The following is a 3,189-nucleotide window of genomic DNA, read 5'->3' as shown; positions in this document are numbered from 1 at the left end:
TGCTCTTCTGAGGTATCGGAGCTGAAGATTATGTTCTTTGCGGGGATTCCCAGAGCCTTCAGAAACCCTATCCAGAAGCGGTGGGTTGACCACACGTTTAGCACCTTCGGAATTCCAACCCTTATGTTTTTTCTTTTATCTTTAAAATCACCGCCTTCGGCGGTCCTTTTCTTAAAGAGAGTCAGGATAGGCATGAGCGGACCTCCTGTTATAATCTGAAAAGATGCTCAGGAGAAAGAAGCTGGGGGAGTAGCTATGGACCCGATCTGGATACTTGCAATTGGTATAGTGGTCATAGGTATTTTCTTCCTCGTGCTCTCTAAGCTTGAGGAAAAGAAAGCTCTCCACAGGGGCTGATGTAAGATGAAGATAGAGCCTATATGGATTATGCTCCTTGCCGTCATAGTTATAGCAGGCTTTGCTTTTGCAATGATCAAAATAGACGAATCCCGTCAGAAGACCTCCCATTAGACCTCCACCCTTGCGTTGAAAGCTTCCTTCTGGACAAACTGGGCGACGTTGGGGAACTGACTCCTTACCTTCTCCATCTCCTCCTTGACAGCTTTGAGCTCGTTCTTGTCCTCCACGAGACCCTTGGGGCAGGAGTTGCCCGTTATTATCCTTACCCAGCCCTCGGGCAGGGGAACCTTTGACCAGGGTCTTCCCTTCCCGCCGGGGAGCTTCACATCTATGAAGGTCCTCCTGCACTCTATCGGACACCACCTGCAGACCGTCTCTTCGGAGGTTGTGGTCTTATACTCAAGGCTCTCTATCGTCTCAAAACCCCTGAAGCGCGTTCTTCCGAATCTCTCATAATGCTCAAGGGCGACCAGAGCCGATCCTATCGCACCCGCCTCTCCCGAGTAGGGGTGAACCACCACCTCGGCATCGGGAACTTTGGACTTCAGAAAGTCAACCTGAGCTTTCACGACCGCAAGGTTCCTGTGGGTCCCTCCCTGAAGGATGAATTTCTTTCCTATTCCCTTGAAGTTGGTAATGTTGCCGGCGTATATCCAGACGTTCTGGGGCAAAACCCAGCAAAGACCTGCCAGTATCTCGTCCGCATTCCATCCCTTCCTCTGCTGATTGACTATATCGCTCTGGAGGAAAACACCGCAACCCATCGTGAGGGTAGGCATGGCTTTGGCTGAGAAGGCACGCTCCGCTATCTCCTCAAGGGGTATCCCGAACCTTTCCGCAACTCCCTGCAGAAAGGCACCGTTTCCCGAAGAGCACTGGGAGTTGAGCCTGAAATCAACAACCGCCCCGTTTCTGAGGATTATTATCTTCACGTCCACACCGCCAACGTCGCAGATGCAGTCAGCATCGGGGAAGAAGTGAAGACCGGCGGTCGCGTGGGCAACGGTCTCAACTATCGCAACGTCCGCCCCGATGATGTCTTTGAGAAGGTCCTTCCCGTATCCCGTCACCCCTACCGCAAGGACCTTTGCCTCTCCTATCCTTTCCTTTATCTTCCTGAAGAGGTGCTTGGCGTCCTCTATTGGGTTGCCTTTGCTCAGCGAATAGACAGAAAAGAGAACCTCTTTTTCTTTAGACAGACAGACCGCTTTCGCGGTGGTAGAACCAAAGTCACAGCCTATAACGACCTCGTCTATTCTTCCCTCATAAGATTTCCTGCTCTTGTAGGCAAAGACCTGAGGCTCATAGATTTCTCTGAAGCGTCTAAGCTCTTCTTCCGTCTGCCAGAGTGCCCTTCTGCCCTCTTTCTTCTTCTGCTCGTGCTGACCCTCCTGAGTCCACCACCTTAGCTTCTCGTATCCTCTGTAGGTCCCTCCCTCTTTCTCCGACAGGGCGGTCAGAGCACAGCCCAGAGCTGCGTAGTAAAGGGCGTTATCGGGAACGATTATGAGGTCTTCAGGGTCTTTGCCCTCGGGCAGGGGGACGCCTCTCTCCTCCCAGAGTTTGGTAAGGTGGTGCCTCCAGGCTTCCTGAAGACCTTTGAAGAAGAGGTTGGGACCTCCCAGAAGAAGTACCTCGGGTCTTGGGGTGTTTCCCTTTGTGAGAACCGCAAGGTTTTGGTAAACTACCGCCTCAAAGAGGCTCGCTATTATCTCCTCAACGGGGACCCCCGCCTTAACGAGGCTGTTCACGTCCGCCTCCGCAAATATCCCGCACTTGGAGCTTACCTTGTGGAGCTGGTAGCCTTTATAACCCATCTGCGAGAGCTTCTCCGGAGAGATGCCCAGCTTCCTCGCGGACTTTTCTATGAAAGAGCCCGTCCCTCCCGCACAGGCGCTCTGCATGAAGACCTGACGGGTCTTTTTATCCCCCTCTCCGCTGAAGACTATCGTCTTCATGTCCTCCCCGCCGATCTCCGAGACAAAGCGCACGTTCGGGTGGAGTTTCTCAACGGCGGTTGCAACCGCCACCACCTCCTGGACGAACTTGGCCCCTATGAACTGGGCTATAAGTCCCGCCCCGGAGCCCGTTATGTAAACCCTGTCCCTTTGGGGTTTGAGTCCGTGCTCATCTTCAAGCCTTATCAGGAATTCAAGGACCTTCTGAGCCTGTCTGGTGTTGTGCCTCTCATAGGCTTTGTCCAAGATTTTGCCCTTCTCATCTATGAGAACGTACTTGCAGGTCGTTGAGCCAACGTCAAGTCCGAGGATCATGACAGAACCTCCTTATAATAGGTGAGGTGCTGAGGAGATACTGGGTTGAAGTTCTCAGAAATTTTGGAGTAGGCTTGATGGTTGCCTCTGTCGTACTGCTGATATCGGAGAGGATTGGGATTGAAGCATCCTTTATCACCTTCCTTGCAGGGTTGACCAATGTCATTGCGGGCTTTATACTCCTAAAAATAGGAGAAAGAGATGACCAATGAGCAGGCGATAGTTTTCCTTGTAGTGTTCGGAACGATAACCCTGATACTTCTTTCACTGATAACCACAAAGCTCTTTGAAAAGAAAGAAAAGACACCTTAAACCCTCCCCATGAGCTTTGCAATGTGCATCACGTAGTTTGCAGAGGTTCCCGCATAGCCGTAGTGAGGGACCCTGTAGGTTGCCTTCTTAAGCTCGGAGTGATCCTCTTCGTAGTTTCTTATATCCTCTTCCGTTAGCTTTGTCTTCTCAAGAACCTCTTCGTACTCCCTCTGTGCTCTCTTCTTTGCTTCTGTAAGTATCATCTGGCACCTTGAGAGGGCGTGAACCTCGGCGTCTCCCTTTA

General features: G+C 51.6%; 2 protein-coding genes and 2 pseudogenes. 1 reads left to right on the top strand and 3 read right to left on the bottom strand.

The window, feature by feature from the left end; translation table 11 throughout:
• Positions 1 to 194, bottom strand: a pseudogene (locus AC1HCM_RS04600) (acyl-CoA dehydratase activase-related protein); the annotation flags it as partial.
• A 273-nt stretch (positions 195 to 467) separates the two neighbouring features.
• Complete coding sequence (locus tag AC1HCM_RS04595; protein ID WP_479460600.1) at positions 468 to 2,633, bottom strand: BadF/BadG/BcrA/BcrD ATPase family protein; 2,166 nt, start codon at positions 2,631 to 2,633, stop codon at positions 468 to 470.
• Positions 2,634 to 2,659: 26 nt separating this feature from the next.
• Between AC1HCM_RS04595 and AC1HCM_RS04590 the strand changes: the two genes are divergently transcribed.
• Positions 2,660 to 2,845 carry a hypothetical protein gene (locus AC1HCM_RS04590; RefSeq protein WP_479460599.1) on the top strand — a complete coding sequence of 62 codons (186 nt, stop codon included), beginning with the start codon at positions 2,660 to 2,662 and terminating at the stop codon, positions 2,843 to 2,845.
• Positions 2,846 to 2,941: 96 nt separating this feature from the next.
• Here AC1HCM_RS04590 and AC1HCM_RS04585 read toward each other — a convergent pair.
• A pseudogene (locus AC1HCM_RS04585) lies at positions 2,942 to 3,189 on the bottom strand (hypothetical protein); the annotation flags it as partial.

It is taken from the genome of Hydrogenivirga sp. (assembly GCF_056450045.1).
Note: the sequence above shows the minus strand (reverse complement) of the source record. Positions and strands in the feature narration are given on the sequence as shown.

Excerpts from the sequence above, each read along its gene's own strand:
- AC1HCM_RS04595 (WP_479460600.1), bottom strand. The coding sequence starts at position 2,633 with ATGATCCTCGGACTTGACGTTGGCTCAACGACCTGCAAGTACGTTCTC.